The sequence below is a fragment of the Pseudoalteromonas sp. SR41-7 genome (assembly GCF_014163935.1).
Lineage (GTDB): Bacteria > Pseudomonadota > Gammaproteobacteria > Enterobacterales > Alteromonadaceae > Pseudoalteromonas > Pseudoalteromonas distincta.
Genome location: NZ_JACJEF010000002.1, coordinates 234,003 through 255,818 on the forward strand (window position 1 = coordinate 234,003; position 21,816 = coordinate 255,818).

Annotated in this window: 21 protein-coding genes; 5 read left to right on the forward strand and 16 right to left on the reverse strand. The window is 40.0% G+C overall.

What is annotated here, in order from left to right; translation table 11 throughout:
- Window positions 1–12: 12 nt before the first annotated feature.
- Window positions 13–966, reverse strand: a complete 954-nt coding sequence (locus H5092_RS03760; RefSeq protein WP_182692458.1) for an ion transporter — start codon at window positions 964–966, stop codon at window positions 13–15.
- Window positions 966–3,635 carry a bifunctional acetate--CoA ligase family protein/GNAT family N-acetyltransferase gene (locus H5092_RS03765; protein ID WP_039488310.1) on the reverse strand — a complete coding sequence of 890 codons (2,670 nt, stop codon included), beginning with the start codon at window positions 3,633–3,635 and terminating at the stop codon, window positions 966–968. Before H5092_RS03765 ends, H5092_RS03760 begins: the two co-directional genes overlap by 1 nt.
- Before the next feature lie 114 nt (window positions 3,636–3,749).
- Here H5092_RS03765 and H5092_RS03770 point away from each other — a divergent pair, with 114 nt between their 5' ends.
- Together H5092_RS03770 and H5092_RS03775 are read left to right on the forward strand one after the other, a co-directional pair.
- A complete protein-coding gene (locus H5092_RS03770) occupies window positions 3,750–4,466 on the forward strand; it encodes an SIMPL domain-containing protein (RefSeq protein WP_182671393.1) in 717 nt (238 codons plus the stop codon).
- A gap of 431 nt (window positions 4,467–4,897) precedes the next feature.
- The gene (locus H5092_RS03775; RefSeq protein WP_259398362.1) at window positions 4,898–5,230 is read left to right on the forward strand and encodes a hypothetical protein; all 333 of its coding nucleotides are present in this window, start codon (window positions 4,898–4,900) and stop codon (window positions 5,228–5,230) included.
- Here H5092_RS03775 and H5092_RS03780 read toward each other — a convergent pair.
- The 8 genes from H5092_RS03780 to H5092_RS03815 all read right to left on the reverse strand — a co-directional run bounded on the left by H5092_RS03780 (window position 5,213) and on the right by H5092_RS03815 (window position 12,240).
- On the reverse strand, window positions 5,213–5,881 hold the full coding sequence (locus tag H5092_RS03780; RefSeq protein WP_002962577.1) for a hypothetical protein: 669 nt from the start codon (window positions 5,879–5,881) through the stop codon (window positions 5,213–5,215). The two genes, H5092_RS03775 and H5092_RS03780, sit on opposite strands and share 18 nt — an antisense overlap.
- Window positions 5,882–5,971: 90 nt before the next feature.
- On the reverse strand, window positions 5,972–7,807 hold the full coding sequence (locus H5092_RS03785) for a DUF885 family protein (RefSeq protein ID WP_182724709.1): 1,836 nt from the start codon (window positions 7,805–7,807) through the stop codon (window positions 5,972–5,974).
- A gap of 79 nt (window positions 7,808–7,886) precedes the next feature.
- Window positions 7,887–9,023 carry a radical SAM family heme chaperone HemW gene (gene hemW, locus H5092_RS03790; RefSeq protein WP_002962575.1) on the reverse strand — a complete coding sequence of 379 codons (1,137 nt, stop codon included), beginning with the start codon at window positions 9,021–9,023 and terminating at the stop codon, window positions 7,887–7,889.
- Window positions 9,020–9,619 (reverse strand): XTP/dITP diphosphatase, encoded by a 600-nt coding sequence (locus H5092_RS03795; RefSeq protein ID WP_182716614.1) that lies wholly within the window; start codon window positions 9,617–9,619, stop codon window positions 9,020–9,022. Before H5092_RS03795 ends, hemW begins: the two co-directional genes overlap by 4 nt.
- 4 nt (window positions 9,620–9,623) lie before the next feature.
- Window positions 9,624–10,067, reverse strand: a complete 444-nt coding sequence (locus H5092_RS03800; protein ID WP_182732929.1) for a DUF4426 domain-containing protein — start codon at window positions 10,065–10,067, stop codon at window positions 9,624–9,626.
- A gap of 60 nt (window positions 10,068–10,127) precedes the next feature.
- Window positions 10,128–10,661, reverse strand: a complete 534-nt coding sequence (locus H5092_RS03805; protein ID WP_002962568.1) for a YggT family protein — start codon at window positions 10,659–10,661, stop codon at window positions 10,128–10,130.
- 26 nt (window positions 10,662–10,687) lie between these two features.
- Entirely contained in the window at window positions 10,688–11,509 is an 822-nt protein-coding gene (gene proC, locus H5092_RS03810; protein WP_039488316.1) for a pyrroline-5-carboxylate reductase, read from the reverse strand.
- Between the two features lie 17 nt (window positions 11,510–11,526).
- Window positions 11,527–12,240, reverse strand: a complete 714-nt coding sequence (locus tag H5092_RS03815; protein WP_182196817.1) for a YggS family pyridoxal phosphate-dependent enzyme — start codon at window positions 12,238–12,240, stop codon at window positions 11,527–11,529.
- A 2-nt stretch (window positions 12,241–12,242) separates the two neighbouring features.
- On the opposite strand from H5092_RS03815, the gene H5092_RS03820 reads away from it, so the two are divergent.
- Window positions 12,243–13,283, forward strand: coding sequence for a type IV pilus twitching motility protein PilT (locus H5092_RS03820; protein WP_039488318.1), 1,041 nt, complete (start codon window positions 12,243–12,245; stop codon window positions 13,281–13,283).
- Window positions 13,284–13,292: 9 nt separating this feature from the next.
- A complete protein-coding gene (locus tag H5092_RS03825; RefSeq protein ID WP_024596219.1) occupies window positions 13,293–14,429 on the forward strand; it encodes a PilT/PilU family type 4a pilus ATPase in 1,137 nt (378 codons plus the stop codon).
- Window positions 14,430–14,503: 74 nt separating this feature from the next.
- Here H5092_RS03825 and ruvX read toward each other — a convergent pair whose 3' ends face one another.
- The 6 genes from ruvX to H5092_RS03855 form a co-directional block, all read right to left on the reverse strand.
- A complete protein-coding gene (ruvX, locus tag H5092_RS03830; RefSeq protein WP_002961947.1) occupies window positions 14,504–14,953 on the reverse strand; it encodes a Holliday junction resolvase RuvX in 450 nt (149 codons plus the stop codon).
- Between the two features lie 37 nt (window positions 14,954–14,990).
- Window positions 14,991–15,548, reverse strand: coding sequence for a YqgE/AlgH family protein (locus tag H5092_RS03835; protein WP_002961948.1), 558 nt, complete (start codon window positions 15,546–15,548; stop codon window positions 14,991–14,993).
- Window positions 15,549–15,663: 115 nt separating this feature from the next.
- Complete coding sequence (gene gshB, locus H5092_RS03840; RefSeq protein ID WP_154903711.1) at window positions 15,664–16,614, reverse strand: glutathione synthase; 951 nt, start codon at window positions 16,612–16,614, stop codon at window positions 15,664–15,666.
- 54 nt (window positions 16,615–16,668) lie between these two features.
- On the reverse strand, window positions 16,669–17,403 hold the full coding sequence (gene rsmE / locus H5092_RS03845) for a 16S rRNA (uracil(1498)-N(3))-methyltransferase (protein WP_182732930.1): 735 nt from the start codon (window positions 17,401–17,403) through the stop codon (window positions 16,669–16,671).
- 68 nt (window positions 17,404–17,471) lie between these two features.
- Window positions 17,472–17,972, reverse strand: a complete 501-nt coding sequence (locus H5092_RS03850) for a hypothetical protein (protein ID WP_082007357.1) — start codon at window positions 17,970–17,972, stop codon at window positions 17,472–17,474.
- Window positions 17,973–18,037: 65 nt separating this feature from the next.
- The gene (locus tag H5092_RS03855) at window positions 18,038–18,931 is read right to left on the reverse strand and encodes a hypothetical protein (RefSeq protein WP_182732931.1); all 894 of its coding nucleotides are present in this window, start codon (window positions 18,929–18,931) and stop codon (window positions 18,038–18,040) included.
- A gap of 77 nt (window positions 18,932–19,008) precedes the next feature.
- On the opposite strand from H5092_RS03855, the gene glnE reads away from it, so the two are divergent.
- Entirely contained in the window at window positions 19,009–21,804 is a 2,796-nt protein-coding gene (gene glnE / locus H5092_RS03860; protein WP_182732932.1) for a bifunctional [glutamate--ammonia ligase]-adenylyl-L-tyrosine phosphorylase/[glutamate--ammonia-ligase] adenylyltransferase, read from the forward strand.
- Window positions 21,805–21,816 lie beyond the last annotated feature (12 nt).

Consider the following 21,816-nt stretch of genomic DNA (forward strand, 5'->3'; position numbering starts at 1 on the left):
AGTCGCACGGATTTAGGGCCTTTTACCGCAGTGTCTGCAAAACAAATGGCTGTTATGCTCATTTAACTGCGTTTTAATGGCCTTATTAGCTTCAAGTTTACTCAAGCCTAGCTTATGGCGTAGCTCTTCTAGGTGTACTTGTTGGGTGTCATTAAGTGTGCCATCTTGAATTGACTCGTGCACAGCGTCTTCAAAAAACTGACGGCGTTTACGTATCTGTTCTGAAAAACTAGATGCCAGTAATCCGGTAGGAATAGCGACCATACCCATGCTCAGTAGTGTGATAACGCCACCGAAAAACTTACCCAATGGCGTTATAGGTACTACATCGCCATAACCAACGGTCGTTAGTGTTGCCATTGCCCACCACATAGCCGCAGGAATAGAGCCAAATTTATCGGGTTGTATATCGTGCTCAATTAAATAAATTCCGCATGAAGCTAAAATAAGCACAACGGCCATTATAAAAAAAGCAGCCATTAATGAACTACCTTCATCGTTAAAGGCTTTTAAAAGTAGTTGCATGGCGCGTGAGTAGCGAGTGAGTTTAAATACTCTTAATAATCTGAGTATGCGTAAAAAACGTAAATCGAGAGGAAATAAAAACATCATTAAGCTTGGCAAAATCGCTATTAAGTCGATTAACGCAAGTGGTGATAAAAAATACTTTAATCTGCGTTTACTGTTTGAGCCTTCCATTGCTTCATATTGTGTTTTATCTACACAGGCCCAAAGCCTGGCTAAGTATTCAATAGCAAAAATAGCGACCGATACAATTTCTAAAACTAAGAATTCGTAGTAATACTGCTCTGCCACACTTGGGATTGACTCAATAACAATGGCTACAACGTTAATCATTATTAAGCTAATGAGTGCAATATCAAGAATATGCCCTGAACGTTGATATTGACCTGTACCTTCAAACAGGCAAGCCATTTTTTGGCGTAAAGTTTGCGGTTCATTCATTATTTAAGTTTAAGTACCATGTTAATACTGCCTTCTTCAAAGTCGCGACTAATTTTAAAACCTAGCTTACGGGCAAGTTCAATCATCCCTGTATTCTCTGGTAAGGTTATGCCTTCAATCGACTCTACACCTTGGCGTTTGCAGTGATTAATTGCAGCGCTCATTAGTATACGACCAAGCCCTAAGCCTTGGCAGTCTGAGCGTACTACAATAGCAAACTCAGCATGTAGGTTATCGGGGTCCATAATGACGCGAGACACACCCAGTGTACGGGTTTTACCTTCAAAGCGTTGGCACACAATAAACGCCATTTCACGGTCGTAATCAATTTGCGTCATTTTAGCGAGTTGATCGTGGTTAAACTGTGGAAGCTCGCCAAAAAAGCGTTTATATCTGTCTTCTTTGTTAAGTGACTCGTCAAATACTTTATGAGCTTGTTCATCTTCCGGTTTTATCGGTCTGAGCGTAGCTTGAGTGTTATTTTTAAGTGTTACCACTTCAACAAGTTCAATAGGGTAGGGACGAATAGATAAGCGCTTACGATTGCTCTGAGCTTGATAGCGGTTAAGTGTCATAGTGGCATCGAGCACTAAAAACTGCCCATTGCTGGCAAGTATAGGATTTAGTTCCATTGAGCTTATATCGGGTTGATCAATAACTAACTGAGAAATACGCGTTAGCAGTGCACATAAACGATACTTATCAACTTTCTCGGGGAGTATGCGCTCCTTTAATACGCCTTTGTCGTGCGCTGCGGCAATTAAATACTTTGCCAAGTTCATATTCAGTGGAGGCAGAGCAACGGCGGCTTGTGCATATTCAAGGCCGGTGCCTGCTTCACCTAATAATATAACTGGGCCAAAATTAGGCTCGGTTTTAATTGCAATTCGCAGCTCATTAGCGCCTGCTCGCGGCGCCATTTTTTGTAATGAAAACCCTTCAATAACAGCATCCGGATAAGTGTTTTTAATACGGATAAGCATCGCAAAAGCAGTTTGTTCAACCTCGTTGGCGTCGTTTAAGTTAAGTACCACCCCACCTACTTCAGACTTTGAGGCAATACTTGGGCTAATAAGTTTCAGCGCGACTGGAAAACCAAGCTCTATGGCTTGCTCTTTGGCTTCTGTTGGGGTGTAAGCGACCTCAGTTTGAATGCATTTAATACCATAGTGGTTCAATACTTGGCTTGCTTGATGAGTAGGTAAGTAGCTTTGTCCATCATCTAAAAACTCATTAATAAGGGTTCTAGCTGCCACCTTATTTATTTTAGCGTCATCAGTGTTCGACTCAGGTGTTTGCGTTAAATGCTTTTGGTTACGACGATACGTTACCAAGTGCATAAATGCGCCAACAGCCCCTTCGGGCGTACGATAAGTGGGTATTGCGTTGTTTGAGCACACTTTTCTGGCAGCGTAAGATGCGTCTTCACCCATAAAGTTAGTTATAACGTAAGGGCGCGCCATTTTAGGTAATGTTTGTAAGGTTTCTACAATAATGTTGGCGTAGTCTTCGCTGGGCGCAAGCGCTGAGGGAGTATGGATAATCAGTAAGTTTTTAACTTCTTTTGCGTGCAGTAAAATTTCTAATGCTTGCTTATAACGCGCAGGTGCTGAGTCGCCAAAAATATCCACAGGGTTTGAGGTGGTTTCTGATTGCGGAATGACTTTATTTAGCGCATTTCGGGTTTCAATGCTTAGTTCTGCTAATTTACCGGAGCTTTGAATTAGCTCATCAACGGCCATAACACCTGGGCCGCCACCATTAGTTAAAATTGTCAGTTGTTCTACTTTTAATAATTTTGGATGCATGGCGAGTGTTTGTGTCGCTGCAAATAGCTCTCGTAAATCATTTACACGCAGCATACCCGCTCGTTGAAATAACGCATCGTAAACAGCGTCAGAGCTTTGCTTTCCGCCGGTGTGAATTTCGGCTGCAAGTGCGCCTGCAGTTGTTTTACCTGTTTTAATCGCAATTACAGGCTTACTAAAGGCCGCGGCTCTTGCTGCTGATATAAAACCACGAATATCTTCAATGTTATCTATGTAGAGTAAAATAGCTTTGGTTTTAGCATCACGACCTAAAAAGTCGAGTAGTTCATTAAAGTTTATATCAAGGCAATCGCCTACTGATACAAAATATGAAAAGCCAATTTCTTTGTTTTTAGCCCAATCTAAAATGGTTGAGCATACTGCTGCTGATTGCGATACAAATGCTATTTTACCTGGGCTTGCCACGGTATGTGAAAAGCTCGCATTTAACCCAATATGAGGGATCAGCAAGCCTAAACAGTTGGGTCCAAGCAAAGTAACTTGCTTGGCTTGAGCGCATGCTTTAAGCGCGCTTTTTTGCTCCCCAGACAGCCCATCGGCAATAACAATAGCGGTTTTACAGCCAAGCTCTCCAAGCTGCTCAATAATATCAATTAAGGTGTTTTTGTTAGTACAAATAACAGCAAGGTCAGGTACTTTTGGTAAGTCAGCAATAGAGGGGTAAGCAAGTACGCCATGTACTGCGCTATGGCTTGGAGTAACAGGCATTATCGGCCCTTTAAAGCCACCTTGAAGTAAGTTGCGCATAACCACAAAACCAGCCCGAGTTGATATGTTAGAGGCGCCAATAACGGCCACTGAGCTTGGGTTAAAAAATTGGGTTATACGCTTAAGGCTCATGGTTTTTCCTAGGCTGATTAAATTTTGCGTTATTTATAGTCTCAATGTACCCTGTTTACTGTGTTATTTCGAGCGTCTCGATGCTTATTATTGATATCAATCAAGGAGATTATTGTGAATAAAAACCCCGGTTTTTACATTGTTATAGCGGCTATTTGTTTAAGTATAGGCTTAATTAGCTTAGGGTTTATTTTAAAAAGTACCGCTTTGAGTGTGAAAGGGATGGAACGTACTGTGCAGGTTAAGGGATTGGCCGAGCGAGAAGTAATAGCCGATACGGTAATTTGGCCTCTGCAATTTAGTGATGCCGACAATAACCTTGAAAAATTAGTAAGCCGAGTTGAGAAAAAAAATGATGCGGTAACTGCTTTTTTAAAACTCCATGGTTTTGACGACGATGAAATAACAATAGGTAGCCAGTCAGTTATTGATAAGCAAGCACGTGAATACAGTAATGAAAATCAACAATTTAGATACATAGTGCGCTCAAATATTATTGTTTATTCTGCTGCGCCAGATAAAGTGCAAAACGCGCTGAGTAAAGTAAGCCAACTTGCTAAACAAGATATCGCAATAGTGCAAGATAGCTACGAAACAAAAGTTGAATACATCTTTACTGGCCTCAATGATGTAAAGCCTGCGATGGTGCAAGAAGCAACTGAAAAAGCGCGTGAAGTCGCTAATAAATTTGCTAAAGACTCTAATTCAAAATTAGGCAAAATAAAAACAGCTCGCCAAGGGCAATTTAGTATCAGTAATCGAGATTCAAACACACCGCAAATAAAAAATATAAGAGTGGTAACCAGTGTTGAATATTACTTAAATGACTAGGGCCTGTTGACCTTTCAGAATTAAAATTTGTTCAATCTAGGTGCGATTTAATCGCGGCGTGAGGTTTGTAACCTAGCGGGCTAAGTAAAAACCGAGCTAAGCTTCCGCGTCCTGCTCACGCCCCTTACCTACATCCATGTAGGCAACAAAGAGTAAATTGCCCCTAGGCAGAACCCTTCAGGCAGCGTATGTTTGGCACTTATTCCACGTTATCGCCTATTTATGGGGAATAACCACACTGCATAGGCTCTGCCTTGCCTAAATACCAAACATACTGCTGCAAATTTAACCTCGAAAGATAAACAGGCCCTAGGAAATAATATGTCAGAGTCTAATATGGTCAGTTTGTACTGGCGCCCCGTTCGTATTTTTTCACTGCTATAGCGAGCGTAGTATTTGCGTTTATAGGCTTTAGTTATAATGCATGGCAGATGGAGGCAAGTGAAGATAACAACAATACACGCATTGCTAGCTTTCAAATCTTACAAGTACTAGCCGAGCTTGAGCTTATTGTATTTGCAGCACATTACGATAATAACAAAATAGATGGCAGCCCCAGAAAAGGCTGGGTTAAAGTTAACTTAATTCATGACTTAAGCTACTTAGCCGTTGATAAAGTACATTTAAAAACAAAAGACTTACAAAAGGTCTGGCAAACAAATTGGCCAAATATGGTTGATCACCAAAGTGCTGCGCAATCTATTACACATGCCATAGACAGTGTGCGTACAGAAGTTGTGAGTGAATTAAAGCGCCTTGATTAAGTGAGCAACTTGCGCCGTTGAGCGTTGCAAGTAAGCGGCGCTCAGTAAAATTGTGGTCTCGTTAACTTTTTGCCCTTTTATTACGTTGGCAAGCTGTTGTTTAGCGTTAGGATTTTGTTTTTGCTCTATTTCCATTAATGCTAACAAAGCTGAAAATTCATGCTTTACCGGTGTGCTAGGTTTATTTGCATAGGCTATGTAGCAGGCAACCGGTGTTAAGCCATGAGAGTTGGGCTGCGCCAGCGCTTTAGCTAACTCATCATTTGATTCAAACAACATCAAAGAGCGCACATAGTTAAATGGCAGCTTTGTAGCATCGGCATGCTTAAACACATTGTGCAGTACGTTATTTCCTTGTGTATCTTGTACTAAAAAGCCTTTATTTACTTTCAGCGCAGGGGTAAAAAAGCTCAATGCGTCAATATTAGTGAGTTGATTAATAAATGGAGAAGGCGCTGTGTTAGAGCTTAATATCCGCGTTGCTATGTTTTGCATAAAGTCATACTTAACACTTAACCGTTGGGCGCTGTCATATAAATGGTTAAGCTGCAAAGTTTGCTGAGCAGGGCTTAACTGCTTAAAGTCGTTATCGAGCTCATTTAACTGCTGCTTTGAAATACGCGCATTAAGTAGTTGTATGCTTAAATCCATTATTATTTCCAAAAATCTTTTTTACTACTATAAAACAAAAAAGGCCGCAAATGCGACCTTTCATATTTAAAGCAATTGTTTAAATTGGTTTTAAGCTTTTTTGCTTGCTACCCATTCATTAACAAAGTTCTCTAGTACATTTAGTGGTACAGGACCATTTTTAAGCACTACGTCGTGGAACTGGCGAATATCAAACTTATCACCAAGTTGCTTTTTAGCGTCTTCACGAAGTTCTAAAATCTTAAGCATACCCACTTTATAAGCCGTTGCTTGTGAAGGCATTACAATGTGACGCTCAACCATTTTAACACCGTCAGATGTTGCATTAGGCGTGTTATTTACGTAGTAATCAATACCTTCTTGGCGAGTCCACTTCATCGCGTGAATACCCGTATCAACCACTAGACGACATGCGCGCCATAGCTCCATTGAAAGACGACCAAAATCTGAGTAAGGGTCTGAGTACATGCCCATTTCTTTAGGAATGAACTCTGAGTATAAACCCCAACCTTCAATATACGCTGTGTAACCACCAAATTTACGGAACTTAGGAACGCCTTCTAGTTCTTGCGAAATAGCGATTTGCATGTGGTGACCCGGAATACCTTCGTGGTAAGCAAGTGCTTCCATTTGATATGTTGGCATAGCTTCCATGTCATAAAGGTTAGCGTAGTAAATACCTGGGCGTGAACCATCTGGAGCTGGCTGTTGGTAAAATGCCTTGCCCGCTGCTTTTTCACGGAATGCTTCAACTGCTTTTACTTTTAAATCAGCTTTTGGTTTAACAATGAATAACTCATCTAAGCGTGTTTTCATTGTATCAATAAGTCCAGTGGCTTCATCAAGGTAGCGTTGCTTACCTTGTGCATCATTAGGGTAGTAAAATTGTTTGTCAGTTTTCATAAACTGCATAAACGCTTTTAAGTCGCCTTTAAAGCCTACTTTATCTTTAATTTCACGCATTTCATCATGAATACGTGTCACTTCAGATAAACCAATTGCATGAATTTCTTTAGCCGTTAAATCTGTTGTTGTAGTGCGCTTAAGTGCGTTGTTATAAAACGCTTTGCCATCTGGTAATTTCCATGCGCCATCGCGATCATCAGCACGTTTCTCAAGCTGCGCTAGGTAATTAATTAGCTTAGAGTAAGATGGTTTAACAGCCGATTTTAATGCATCTGATGCATCGCTGATTAACGAGTCTTTTTCGTCTTGGCTAATTTCAAGCGCTGTTACTTTGCGTTTAAAGTCAGCAAGCAATGTAGAATCATCGCCTTTTTCAAACGGTGCACCGTGAATAATGTTTTTGCTTGAATCAATAACATGCGGGAATACAAATTTAGGGGCTATGATGCCTTTTTCTGCACGTACAGTTAAATCAACGATAAGCTGATCAATAACACCAGTTACACCATTTAGGCGTGAAATGTAGTCTTTAGCTTCTTTTACATTACTAATTGAGTGCTGATTAATTAAAAACGCAGGGATCATAGAATGCGTACCAAACATTTGGTTCACAGGGTAATTATGGTAGCGCCATTTAAAGTCAGCAATTGAGCTTTCAAGATCCTGTTTTTTTAAGTCGTAGCTAACTTTTGTTGCATCATCTAATAGATCACGATTAATTGCTTTTAATGCAACTAGGTCAGCTTTTGTTTGTGCTAAATCTTTAAGCTTTCTTTCTTCGCTGCCATCGTCCCATTTATCGTAATCTTGCTTAATCCCCATGTATGTTTGATATACAGGGCTGCTCATTACATCGCGGTTAAATGTATCTTCAAAAAATGCATTGGCTTTGTCTATTTCACTTTGTTGTGATTGAACTGCTTGTGCAATAGGGGCTGAAGTAGATTGTTGTGTTGTTTGCTGGCAGCCAGCAAGTAGTGCAACGCTTACTGCGGCCGCAATAAAAGTGAGTTTACGCATTGTTTTCCCTTTTGTTGTTAGAAACCCATTAGGGTGATTTATATTTATTAGTTTTATATTGTTGTGCAGTGCCTTAGCGCTACACAAACAATTCTAGCAGGTCATTTAAAAAGCGATGACCTTTTAAGGTTACCTGCCAATGGCTGTCTGTTTGAGTCAATAAACCTTTATTTATTGCTTGGTTTAATGCACTTTGCTGACTTTGCAGCGGCAGTGTTGTTAGTTTATTAAAATCATTAATTGGGCAAGGCTCAACAAGGCGAAAGCGATTCATAAAAAATTCAAACGCTAAATCGTCCTGCTCTACATGCCAGCTTTTATACATATATGGTTTAATTAAATCCATATAGCCGCGTGGATGTTTAACCTTTTCGGTACGCGTTATAAGCCCTGTATTTGCATCAGTAACCTTACCATGTGCGCCGCAGCCAATACCGAGATAATCGCCAAAACGCCAATAATTTAAGTTATGTTGGCATTGATAGCCCGGTTTTGCATAGCCCGATATTTCGTATTGCACGTAACCTGCTTGCGCGAGTAACTCAACCCCTTGTTCTTGAATGTCCCACAGTGTTTCATCTTGTGGCAAGGTAGGGGGCTTTGAAGCAAACTGAGTATTGGGTTCAATAGTTAGTTGATACCAAGATATATGCGGTGGATCGAGCGCTATTATTTGTTTTAAATCACTCAGAGCATCATCAAGTGTTTGCCCAGGTAAGCCATGCATTAAATCAAGGTTAAAGCTATTTAAACCGGCTTCTTTAGCTTGTTGCGCGGCATAGTTTGCCTCGTCGCTGCCATGAATCCGACCAAGTGCTTTTAACTTGTCGTTTTGCATGCTTTGCACACCGATAGAAATACGGTTAATGCCTGCTTTTACGTAATCTTTAAAGCGACCTGTTTCTACTGTACCAGGGTTGGCTTCAAGGGTGATTTCGCAGTGTTCTTCAAGCCCAATTAGGTTGTCGACTTCATTTAATAAACGGGTATAAGCTGCACCAGTTAATAGGCTCGGAGTGCCGCCACCAATAAAAATGCTGTGAATTTTACGTCCTTGCACTAAGTGCAAATCTGCTTTTAAGTCATCAATTAAGTGTTGAACATATTCAGCTTCAGGTATTTCACCTTTTTGTCCGTGGCTATTAAAATCGCAGTACGGGCATTTTTGCACGCACCAAGGCACGTGCACATATAAGCTCAGTGGTGGAAGGTTCACAGGCCGCCTTTTTGCTGTAGTTCTAGTAATAATTTTTGCAGCGCTTGTCCGCGATGACTCACTGCATTTTTTTGCTCTTTTGTAAGCTCAGCACTCGTACAATTTTTCTCTGCTACAAAAAACACAGGATCGTAACCAAATCCACCGTTGCCATTTTGAGTGAGCGTAATTTCGCCCTCCCAACTAGCACTACAAATAAGCGGAGTAGGGTCGTCTGCGTGGCGCATTAACACCAGTACACACCAAAAGCGTGCACTGCGAATAGGATTATCACCTAAATCTACAAGTAACTTATCAATGTTATCTTGATCGCTGGCACCTGGGCCTGCAAAACGGGCTGAGTAAACACCGGGCGCGCCATTTAAGCCATCAACTTCTAAACCTGAGTCATCGGCAATAGCAGGCATGCCAGTAATTTTAGCGGCATGGCGCGCTTTAATAATGGCATTTTCAACAAAGGTAGTGCCGGTTTCGGCAACTTCATCTACGTTAAAATCGCTCTGTGGAACTACATTAATATTCAAAGAGCTTAGCATGTTAGCTAGCTCTTTTACTTTGCCAGGATTACCTGTAGCAAGTACTAAAGTTTTGGTCATGTTATTAATCTACGTAAAATTTTTGCTGAAACTGTAATTTTTGAAATTGATTATTTTGTTGTATCTCAATCTCAAAGCGTAAAATCTCTTCGTTGGTGTAATCAACTTGGGCAAGGTAATAAATTGACTCACCTTCTTTTACTTCTTTAAAAGTAAGCGTTTGTTTGTTGCTAAGTAGGTTTTTCGCTGTGCCTATAAGCTTTGCCGTTTGTGCTGTTTTATCGGCATCATTTTTTAATATAGAAATGTTTACAACCCCTTTGTAGCCACTGCGCTCAAGGTTGTACGCTTTTGCTATTTTTGGCTGAATAAAAGTAGAAGGAAAGGCGATGTAATGCACTTGCCAAGGGCCAAGCTCTTTGTATTGTGCGCCTTGCATTTCTTCGCTTTGCGCGTTAAATGAAAATGCTAAACAAGCAATAAAACAAAACTTAATTAAACGGTTCATTATGTATTCCTCAAAACATATAAAAAAGAGGCCTTTGGGCCTCTAATTAAAAAATCTATATTAGACTAAAAAATCCATAAGCAGCATTTGCAAAAACTGAATACCAATAATAAGCACTAAAACTGATAAATCTAAACCACCCATTGATGGTAATATTTTACGAATTGGTTTTAGCATTGGTTCAGTAAGCTGATGGAAAACCGCTTCTATAGGGTTATAGCCTTGGCTAACCCAACTTAAAATAGCGCGAATAATAAGTACCCAAAATACTAAATTAAGGCCTTCTTTTAGTACCGTTATAAGTGCTTGAATAAGTACAGGCTGTATTGCCCACGCATTATATATAACAAGCATTAAAGTACTAATTTTGGCTACAGCCACTATAAATGCCAGCAACAGAGATGCTAAATCAAGTCCGCCAAACCCCGGAATGATTTTACGCAGTGGTTTTACCGCAAACGACGTGGCTTTAACCACAAACTGGCTCATTGGATTATAAAAGTCGGCTTTTGCCCACTGCAGCCAAAAGCGCAGTAATACCACCATTAAAAACAAATCAAACAGGGTACTGATTAAAAATTGCATGGCATTCATAGTGTAACCTTCAATAAAAAGTGGTTTTAAAGTTCTTTTTCCATTTGCTCTGCACGCGCAATACACGCATCCATTGCATCGCCAACGGTTTTAGTTAAGCCTTCGTCTTTTAAGTGCTCAACAGCTGCGTGAGTAGTGCCGCCTTTAGATGTTACGTTTGAACGTAGTTGCGAAATACTAATATCAGGCTGGCTAAGTGCCATTTCGGCAGCGCCAAGGGCTGTTTGTTGTACCAGGCGACGAGCGTCTTCATCGTTAAAGCCCAGCGCTTTTGCTTTTTCTTCTATGGCTTCCATAAATAAGAAAAAGTAAGCAGGTGATGAGCCGGTTACAGCAATAATATCGTTAATTTGTGACTCTTTTTCCACCCATACAACAATGCCCGTGCATTCAAAAACTTGTTGTACAAATTCGTGTTCGCTTGGTGTTTCGCCCGCACCATATAAACCTGATACTCCGCGACCTAATAAAGATGGCGTGTTTGGCATGCAACGTACCATTTTAACGTCTTGGCCTAGCATTTCACGCAAACGTTTTACAGTTAAGCCCGCAGCAACAGAAATAAACAGTTTATCGCTAAAATCTACGCCCGACTCTTGAAACGATTTACATAAATCGCCCATCATTTGTGGTTTAACAGACAAAACAATTACATCAGCATCGCGCAGGGCTTCGTTATTGTCACTGGTGGTTTGCACCTTGAAATCAAATGCTACCTTTTCAAGCTTTTCTTGGTTGCGGTTAGTCGCAATTATGTTACTTGCGTTAAAGCCGTTTTTTACCATGCCACCAATAATGGCGTAGCTCATATTACCTGTGCCTATAAATGCGATTTTTTTATCTGACATAAATCTGTTATCACCTTTTAAGTTCGTGTTCCAAAAATGTCTGTGCCGATCCTTACCATGGTTGAGCCTGCGCTAATGGCAGCTTCAACATCGTTACTCATACCCATCGACAAAGTATCTACTTGAGGATATTGGGTCTTTAGTTTATCAAAGCAAGTTTGTAATTGCTCAAAAGATTGAATTTGCGTATCCAGTTTGTCGCTTTTAGCGGGAATTGCCATTAAACCTCGAAGTGTTAAGTGCTCACATTGGTTAATAAAATTGGCAAGTTCATCTATTTCATCACGGCGGCAACCTGACTTTGCTTCCTCATTACTTATATTTACTTGAATAAGTATATTAAGAGGTGGTTTATCGTCTGGGCGCTGGGAATCTAATCGCTTTGCTATTTTTATGCGATCAACACTTTGCACCCAATCAAAGTTAGCAGCTACTAATGCACTTTTATTTGATTGAATAGGGCCAATGAAATGCCAAATGATGTCGCTATATGACTGTAGTTGAGCTATTTTATCTATAGCCTCTTGAACATAAGATTCACCAAATTCGCGCTGACCATGCTCATAAGCTGCAATAATATCTTCGCTTGGTTTAGTTTTAGACACTGCTAGTAGAGTAACTTCGTTAGTGTTTCGCTGTGTGTTTTTTGCCGCGTCTGCAATTCTAGCGTAGGCGGATGTGAGTCGTTCTGCTATTGTAACCATATATTTATCAGTTAGTTGTGGAGTCATAAATGGATATTACCGAATTATTAGCGTTTAGTGTGCAACACAAAGCATCCGATTTACATTTATCGTCGGGTGTTTCACCTATGATACGCGTAGACGGTGATGTTCGCCGCATTAATATACCAGCCCTTGCAGACAAAGACGTAAACAGTCTGGTTTACGATATTATGAACGATAATCAACGCAAGGACTACGAACAAAACCTCGAAGTGGATTTTTCGTTTGAAGTGCCTAATTTAGCACGTTTTCGTGTGAATGCGTTTAACTCTAATCGCGGGCCTGCTGCGGTATTTCGTACCATACCAAGTGAAGTGTTAACGCTTGATGATTTAGGTGCGCCAGATATTTTTAAAACAATCTCTGATACCCCACGTGGACTCGTGTTAGTAACAGGGCCAACGGGTTCTGGTAAATCAACAACACTTGCCGCTATGGTCGATTATATAAATCAAAATAAACATCACCATATTCTAACAATAGAAGATCCAATCGAGTTTGTTCACGATAATAAATTAAGTTTAATTAACCAACGTGAAGTTCACCGCGATACACATAGCTTTTCAAACGCGCTACGTAGTGCATTGCGTGAAGACCCTGATGTAATACTTGTGGGTGAGTTACGTGATTTAGAAACAATTCGTCTTGCAATGACTGCTGCCGAAACGGGTCACTTAGTGTTTGGCACGCTACATACAACATCTGCACCAAAAACTATTGACCGTATTATTGATGTATTCCCAGGTGAAGAAAAAGCTATGGTGCGCTCAATGTTATCTGAATCTTTACGTGCGGTAATTTCACAAACACTGCTTAAAAAAATTGGTGGTGGGCGAGTTGCAGCACACGAAATTATGATTGCAGTTCCTGCTATTCGTAACTTAATTCGTGAAGATAAAATTGCACAAATGTATTCGTCTATTCAAACCGGTGCGTCTGTGGGCATGCAAACAATGGATCAGTGTTTAACTAATTTAGTTAATCACGGTATTGTTACAAATGCGGCAGCGAAAGAAAAAGCGCAAGACAAAACACAATTTGGTGGGTAAGAAATTATTATGGCTTTATCTTTAAACGACTTTTTACTCATAATGATTGAGAAAAAGGGTTCTGACCTATTTGTATCGAGTCAGTTACCTGTAAGTGCAAAAATAAACGGTGAACTAACAGCTCTCAGTGACGATAGACTGACTGATGAGCAATCGCTTGAGTTAGTAGAATCTGCAATGAGCGAAAAGCAAAAAGCAGAATTTCATACAACGAAAGAATGTAACTTTGCGATTGCTACCGACGAAGGGCGTTTTCGTATTTCTGCTTTTTGGCAGCGCGATAGAGCAGGTATGGTTATTCGCCGTATTGTGACGCAAATTCCTGATGTGAGTGATTTAGGTCTGCCGTCTACGCTGACAGATGTAATTATGTCTAAACGCGGTCTTGTCTTGTTTGTAGGTGGTACAGGCACGGGTAAATCGACCTCACTAGCTGCACTTATTGGTTATCGAAACCGTAATCAACGAGGTCATATACTGACCATTGAAGATCCGATTGAGTTTGTTCATGAGCATCGTAAAAGTATTATTACTCAGCGCGAAGTAGGGCTTGATACAGAAAGCTTTGAGTCGGCACTTAAAAGCTCATTACGCCAAGCTCCAGATGTTATTTTGATTGGTGAAATTCGCTCGCAAGAAACCATGGAATACGCCCTAAGCTTTGCTGAAACCGGGCACCTGTGTGTTGCAACACTACATGCTAATAATGCGAACCAAGCGATTGACCGTATCATGCATCTAGTACCAAAAGAAAAACACGATAAGCTTAAGTATGACTTAGCACTTAACTTACGTGCCATTGTTGCTCAGCAACTAGTGCCGACTGCCGATGGTGAAAGCCGTGTTGCAGCTATTGAAATATTGCTTAACTCACCAATGGTCGCTGAACTGATTAAAAATGGTGATATTGGCGGAATTAAAGAGGCAATGGCTAAGTCGAAAGAAATGGGCATGCAAACCTTTGACCAAGCGTTATTTGAGTTGTATAGACAGCAGCGAATTAACTACGCTGATGCACTGCACCATGCTGACTCGCCAAATGATTTACGCTTAATGATAAAACTGCGCAATAACGAACAACAAGGCGCAGGCTTTTTACAGGGCGTTACTATTGATGGCCTTGATGATAAAAATAGCGATCAATAATTTAAAAGTAATCAATAAAAAAGCGCCAATTGGCGCTTTTTTTATTTGTATAAAGGGTTGTTTATATAGCCAGCTTATTCACCGTAACTAGATTCAAAAAAGCTTTCTAAAATAATAACCGCAGACATATTATCTACGTTACCTTTACCTAAGTTTTTATAGCCGCCACTTTCAAAAAGTCGCGCTTTAGCGTCCGCTGTCGTTAAGCGCTCATCCTGTGTTTGCACAGGAATGCCATAATGATTATGCAATCTGTTGGCAAACTTTTTTGCTTTAAAGGTAACCTCTTGTGATGTTCCATCCATATTTAGTGGTAAACCAACAACCATTAAGTCAGGCTGCCACTCGGCTACTTGTACGGCGATATGGTCCCAGTTAGGAATGCCATCTTGTGCTTTTACAGCCTTAAGGCTAGACGCACTGCCGGTTAACTCTTGCCCAATAGCAATACCAATACTTTTGGTGCCAAAGTCAAAGCCCATTACAGTGCGTTCGCCTTGCGGCTTAAGCGATTTTTTTGTCATGTGTATCTTGTTTAAGTTTGCTAAGGGTTAGTTACTATTATGCGTGACCAGCTTCAGGGCTGAGTTGGCTAATATCAAATCCCAACATTGAAACTGCTTTTTCCCATCGTTTTTCAACGGGGGTATCAAAAATGATCTTCGGATCGGCTTCTATGATCAACCAGCTGTTATCAAGTAACTCTTGTTCGAGTTGTCCTTGCTCCCACCCTGAATAACCAAGTGTAATAATAAACTGCTCTGGTGCTTGTGCAGTGGTTAAGTTTGCTAGAACGTCTTTTGAGGTAGTGATCATAATATCGCTACTGAGTTTTTGACTTGCTGAATAACCCGATTGGGGAGAGTGCAGTACAAAACCACGGTCAGTTTTAACGGGCCCACCTGCAAACACACTTACTTTTGCTGCGTTTTGCGTTTTGTCGTTATCAATTTCTATTTTATCTAAAAGTTCGCCAACAGTAACATCAATAGGTTGGTTTATTACCAAGCCCATAGCCCCATCTTCATTGTGCTCACAAATATAGGTAACAGCACGTTTAAAAAAAGGGTCTTGCATTGACGGCATCGCGATTAAAAAATGATTTTCTAATGACTGCATAGATTTCACCCTTTTTAGTTAATGAACTTTGAGTATGGCATAGTTATTTAAATTGACATAAAAAGCCCATTAATTGCATGAAAGGCTTAAACTAATGGGCTTTTTATTGTGGTAATTACTTACCTAATTTACGCTCAATTGCATCAAATAAAATACCTGTGATAGAAATATCATAAGCAGCTTCAATTTCGCGTACGCACGTTGGTGCAGTTACGTTAATTTCAGTTAATTTATCGCCAATAATATCTAAACCTACAAATATTAAGCCTTTTTCTTTGAGCGTTGGTGCAACAGCTTGCGCTATTTTTAAATCTGATTCGCTAAGTGGACGGGCTTCACCTCGACCGCCTGCAGCCAAATTACCGCGTGTTTCACCATTTTGTGGTATACGCGCTAAACAATATGGAATAACTTCGCCATCAACTACTAGTACGCGCTTATCGCCTTGTTTGATCTCTGGAATGTAATTTTGCACCATTGCGAAGCGGCTGCCGTGCTCGGTTAACGTTTCACAAATTACACCAATGTTGGCATCGTCTTCTCTGATGCGAAAAATCGATGCGCCACCCATGCCATCAAGCGGCTTTAAAATAATGTCTTTATGCTGTGCTAAAAATTCACGAATTTGTTTTTGGCTACGTGTAACAAGTGTGTCTGGCGTATGCTCGCTAAACCATGCTGTAAACAGCTTTTCGTTAGCATCGCGAAGGCTTTGTGGCTTGTTAATTATTAACGTACCTTCTTGTTCAGCACGTTCTAAAATATACGTCGCGTAAATGTATTCAGTATCAAAAGGAGGGTCTTTACGCATTAAAATTACGTCAAGATCGGCAAGGGCTATAGTGGCTTTTTCTTCAAGCTCATACCATTTTTCTGCATTATTAAACACTTGCGCTTTAGACGCTGTAGCGTACGACTTGCCTTTACGAAGAGATAAATCGTCCATCTCCATATAATAAATTTCGTAGCCACGTTCTTGCGCTTGCATCATCATTGCAAAACCGGTGTCTTTTTTGATGTTAAATCCACTAATAGGATCTGAAATAATACCTAACTTAATTGCCATGCGCTGTGCCTTACTATAAATGTTACTGTTTATATGAGGGTGCTTTTAGTTATTTCAATTAGCTAAATCGCCAAATTGAAGTTGTAATGCACTTAAGACCGTTAAAGCGGCTGTTTCCGTTCGTAAAACGCGCGGGCCTAAGCGAATATCTACAAACTCTAGTTGTTTGGTTAGTGCCATTTCATCGTCGGTAAAGCCACCTTCTGGGCCTACTAAAAAGCGTACGCCATCTTTAGGTACCGTAATGGTTTTAATGCTGTGCTCAGCACGAGGGTGAAGAGTGAGCTTAATTGCATCGGTTTGTTGTGCAAGCCATTGTTTTAAATCTATAGGTGGGTGAATAATTGGCACAAAATTACGCCCTGACTGCTCAGCCGCAGCAATTGCAATTTTTTGCCATTGTTGGTGTTTTTTCTCAAGACGATCGCCCATTAGTTTCACACCACAGCGCTGACTAAAAATAGGGGTGATTTCGGTAATACCTAGTTCAACTGACTTTTGAATTGTAAAATCCATCTTATCACCACGAGATACACATTGACCTAAATGAATTTTAAGTGGAGATTCTACATCGTGAGGGTTAAGTTCTAATGGCATTACGACGACTGTTTTTTTTGTTACCTCAATTATTTCACTAAGGTATTCGCCACCTTCGCCATTAAAAATAGATACATGCTCGCCTACTTTCATGCGCAGCACTCTGCCAATATGCCCTGCAGCATCGTCATCTAAAGTTACAGGGGTGTTTAGGGCAATACTCGATGTTTGATGAATATGAGGAACTCGCATAGGGCGTCACTTACTACATAGCGTAAAATATATATTGCTATGGTAAGTAAGCTGGGGGCTGTGCGCAATTATTTATTTTTATTAAGTTGTTCGGCGAGATCTATTAAATCTTGTGGGGTGTGTGCTATATCGTGATGATTTTGCGAAGGTTCCGTTAACGTCTCGTCGGTAACCCGGCTGAGTGTATAGCCTGTATCATCAAGATTTATTAAAAAGCGTTCTTCATGTAAGGAGTTATAAATAAAGCGCTGCTTATCACTTGCGAGTAAATAATCGGTGCTATTGAAAAGGACTCCGTGTAAATCGTGATGATCTTTTAAATAATTAATTAACTCAGAAACGCTTATTTCGTTTTCAAGATCGCAATAACTGTAGTCTTTAATAAGCTCGTCAAACATCATTTTTACTAATTGGCGGGTATTACTGCCTGCAGCAATAAGTGTACTCGCTTTTGTTATGCCATTACTATTTACATAGTATTCGGCAAATGCGCGGCTAAATTCGTTGTCTATGTCAATTAACAAATAGTTCGTTATTTCAGGCGGCATAGAGCTAGGACCTTGTTGCATCTAAGTAATTACCATTATTACTTAAATGCAGACGTTTTAATTGCTGTATTTTCAGTAAAAAAGGTCTAAAGAGAAAACATACTAATAAGTAAATAACCTATAGCACAAAAAACAGCAAATTCTATGCATGCTACCCCAATATTATCTTGATGGTCTATTTCAAGAGCCGTATCAATATTTGGTAAAGAGATAACTTTTATCACATACGTTAAGCCGTAAAGTAGTATCCACATTACACCGCAATGCATTACAAGTGTAAATATGTTTTCAACCATTTTACCGTTTTGAAATGCTGCGCTAGATAAACCAGCATATACAGCCAACGCTAAGCCAATTGATTTTCCAGCATATCTTATACCAATAGATATATTTTCTAGGTTAAAGTTACTTTGTAGTGACGCACCTTGGTTTGCTTTTGCAAAACGGTGTTCTCGTATTTTGCTATCAAGTGCAAACATCCCCTGAAGTGTAAAAAAGCTAACGCAAGCAATAAGTAAGTTGCTAACCCCTTGCGTGTGGGTCCACGTGTACAAGCCCAGTGCAATAATACAGTTAGCGATTAACATTCCTGAGTCTACCAATGCAGCACATACATTTTGTTTTAGTATGGCAGCTTCTTCATTAAATCTGTGGAGTATCCATTTTCTGTGAATTAAATGGCCCACTTTTATAAAAGTGAATAAGAGAACAATAATAATTAATACTTTTAACGGGTTTGACTGTGCAGTGCTTACGCTTATTTCGTCAAATAAAAAGGCTATAGTGGCTATAACAACCGATATTTCAGATGCAAAACTAATACCCATGGCAAAGTTGTCGTGTTGCGCTAACTCATCTTTAAGCGCTTGTTTTGCTTTGATTTGAGTGACAACTCGTAAACAAAAAATAGTTATGCAAATAACCGCAAAACTAATGGCAATCGCAATAAAACTAGTGTTAGATAAAGACAAATATGACATGGTGATCCTAATTAAGTTAACCTTTCTAGGTTTTAATCATTCTAGTACGGTTATTGATGATATAAAAGAGAGGATTGATGAGTAACGTAAAGCAACTTCCTATTCAATTACAAAAACTTGGCTTGATGCGCTTTGAACAGTTATACCCGCAGCAAAGTAAACAAAGTGAAGTTGTAAGGTTATTAGCATTAAGCGACTTTGCTTGGCGCAGTTTAGAGTCACAACCTGATTTAAATACCTGGCTATTATGCAAAGACGAAATACAAAATAGAGTAATAGACTCTCCTTTTAAAAACCTGAATTTAGCTGACCTTGATGAAGCACAGTGCCATAAAGTACTTCGTCAATATCGTGAAAAGTACTGGCTTAAAGTCGCCTTTTTAGATTTATGCTGTAATAACCCCATTGCCGATAGTATTAATTATATAAGCCAACTGGCTGACATGCTAATTAATAGCGCCAACCAATGGGCGCATGCACAGGTGGCAAAAGTAAATGGTGAACCGCTTGATGGGCAAAACCAAGCAATGCCGCTAATGGTATTGGGGATGGGGAAGCTTGGCGGACAGGAGTTAAATTATTCCTCTGATATTGATCTTATTTTTGCGTATCCGCGCAGCAAAAAAACCCAAGGTGGCCGCAGAAGCCTTGAGGCCCAAGTGTTTTATACCAAAGTTGCACAAAAACTGATTGCAGCACTTAACCAAGCCACCGGTGATGGGCAAGTATTTAGAGTTGATATGCGCCTACGCCCGTTTGGCGAAAGCGGCCCTTTGGTTATGAGCTTTAATGCCATTGAAGATTACTACCAAGAACAAGGGCGCGACTGGGAACGCTACGCTATGTTAAAAGGGCGCTTAATTGGCACTCCTAATAAGTATTGGGATGAATTTATTAAGCTTTTAAAGCCGTTTGTTTACCGCCGGTATATTGATTTTTCGGTGATTGAATCCTTGCGTAAAATGAAGTTAATGATTGCACAAGAGGTTCGCCGTAAACGCTTAACTAATAATATAAAACTAGGCGCTGGTGGTATTCGTGAAGTTGAATTTATAGTGCAAGCCCTGCAAATGGTAAGAGGTGGGCGAGAGGCTAATTTACAAACCCAATCTTTACTCAAAGCATTAAATGAGTTGGCACTTAACCAAGTTATAGATGAGCAAGAAGCAAGCGAGCTGAGGCGCAATTACCTTTATTTACGTAAAGTTGAGCAGTACCTTCAAATATTTGACGATCAGCAAACGCAAACACTCCCCGATGATGAATTGAATCAGCAGCGCTTAAATTTATTATTAGAACAAGCTGATTTTTCTGCCACTTTAAACACTATAGAAAAGGTGATGAAACAAGTTAACGGTGAGTTTGCACTTGTGATTGGCGAGGAAACCGTGCCACTTGATACCTGTGAAGGCGCATTTATTAGTGCTTGGGATCATGGTGATGTGAGCTTTTTAAAAGAGGCCAGAGATGAATGGCAAGCACCCCTTAACGATTTTAAATTAAGGCTGTCTAAGGTAAATATAGGTAACCGAGGGCGTGACACTCTTGATAAGTTAATGCCTGTTTTACTAAATCAATTAAATGACTTTAATGCCAGTGCAGCAGCTTTCACAATGGTTTGCCAAATTTTTAATAAGATAATTTCGCGTACTGCCTATTTAGAATTGCTTTACGAAAACCAAGGTGCATTAAAGCAACTTGTTTTACTGTGTTGTCATAGCAAATGGATAGGGGAGCATATTTCTCGCTACCCCATATTACTTGATGAACTAATAGACCCCGCAGTTCTTTATAAGCCAACCCCGCTCACAGCGTATAAAGATGAAATAAGACAGTATTTTTTACGAATAGAGCATGACGATTTAGAACTGCAAATGGAGTCGCTTAGGCAATTTAAGCAAACGCATCAATTACGAATTGCTGCCGCCGATGCAACCGGTGTTCTTGACGTAATGAAAGTAAGCGATCATTTAACCGTACTGGCAGAGGCGATTGTTGACCAAACTGTTAATATTGCATGGCATAACACTGTTAAGCGCTTTGGTATGCCCCCTGGCACAGATGATGAAAATAAAGGTTTTGCTGTTATTGCATATGGTAAAACAGGTGGCTTAGAAGTCGGGTACGACTCAGATCTAGATTTGGTGTTTGTGCATAATCATGATGGCTCAAGCTTAACTAATGGTGAAAAACCGATAGATTCTCGCCAGTTTTATTTAAAGCTCGCTCAGCGCCTAATGCATTTATTTAATACCCGTACTGCATCGGGCATTTTATACGAGCTTGATACACGATTACGTCCTGAAGGAGCCTCTGGTTTATTGGCTATCAATTTAGAGAGCTTTAATCACTATCAGCAAACTCAAGCATGGACGTGGGAGCATCAAGCACTTGTTCGGGCTCGATTAATTTTAGGTCAAAACGATCTGATAGATCGTTTTTCACAAATTCGTAAAAATATACTTTGCCAGCAACGCGATGATACCGTGCTAAAAGCTGATGTAATAAAAATGCGCGAAAAAATGCGCGACCATCTAGCGAAGGGAAATGCTGAGAAATTTGATTTAAAACAAGATGTTGGTGGCATGGCTGATATTGAGTTTATTACGCAATATTTAGTACTTAAACACGCAAACGAGTTTGAACAGCTTACAGTTTACTCAGATAACGTAAGGATATTAACGGATGCGGCAAATATAGGTTGTATTACTAAAGAGCAAAAGCAGCAGTTGATAAAAGCGTATATTGATTATCGCTCGTGTTATCACGTGTTGAGCTTGGAGCAAAAAGGCAAATTGATCCCGCGAGAAACGTTTTTACAAGATATTACTAACGTAACTAATATTTGGAATAGTATTTTTGAATTGAATTGAATTGAATTGAAA